We start from the raw sequence: 718 nt of genomic DNA, 5'->3' as shown, positions 1-718 counted from the left end.
GCCACCACTTCCGCCATGTTGCGGTTACCAATCATGGAGCTTTCATCAATCAGGAACAGGGTATTGTCAAAGCGCGGCGTTTCCCCGTTGCGCAGCTGCTGCGCGGTATCGGTCAGAAACGACTGCAGGGTCTGCGCTTTCACGCCGGTTGCCGCCATTTCCCCCACCGCCCGGTGTGTCGGTGCCAGACCGCGGACGTCCGGCCGGGATCTTCCGGCAGCAAATCCAGACTGCGCATCACCGCCTTAAACTGGGTGGTTTTCCCGACCCCGGCATAGCCCTGAACCGCGATAAACCGGTCGGTACTCTCCAGAATTAACCGTGTCGCCGCCTGCTGCCCCGGCGTCAGTCCGGCCAGCATGGCCTCCGGCACGCGCTCAAAAAACGGCTGCTGTGTGCCCTTGCCCTGCAGGATGGCGCGGATAATCTGCTTTTCCGACTCCCACGCAGCGGCGGTCACGTACTCATTTTTTCCCGACCCCGGCACCGGGATCAGTTCACCGGCCGCCGCCATTTTTGCGGTCTGCAGGCGGATGCTTTCCGCCGTCAGGGACGGATGCAGCGGCAGCGTTTTTGCCACCACATCAGTCACGGAGAACATCACCTGATTTTCCTGCGTTAACACAATGCCCTGCCGCACCGCTTTCTCCGGCACTGACCACAGACGCGCTGCTGCCCGGTTTACGGAGGTATCCGGATTCTGCGGGTCAGTGCCGAG

Annotated in this window: 2 protein-coding genes; both read right to left on the bottom strand. The window is 61.8% G+C overall.

Annotated elements, in window-relative coordinates; all coding sequences use genetic code 11:
* A partial coding sequence (locus X965_RS19970) for an AAA family ATPase (protein WP_371257988.1) occupies nucleotides 1-158 on the bottom strand: 158 nt, incomplete at its 3' end.
* A partial coding sequence (locus tag X965_RS19965) for an AAA family ATPase (RefSeq protein WP_371257987.1) occupies nucleotides 140-718 on the bottom strand: 579 nt, incomplete at its 5' end. The genes X965_RS19970 and X965_RS19965, both read right to left, overlap by 19 nt.

This window comes from Morganella sp. EGD-HP17 (genome assembly GCF_000512315.2).
GTDB classification, from domain to species: domain Bacteria; phylum Pseudomonadota; class Gammaproteobacteria; order Enterobacterales; family Enterobacteriaceae; genus Morganella; species Morganella morganii.
Note: the sequence above shows the minus strand (reverse complement) of the source record. Positions and strands in the feature narration are given on the sequence as shown.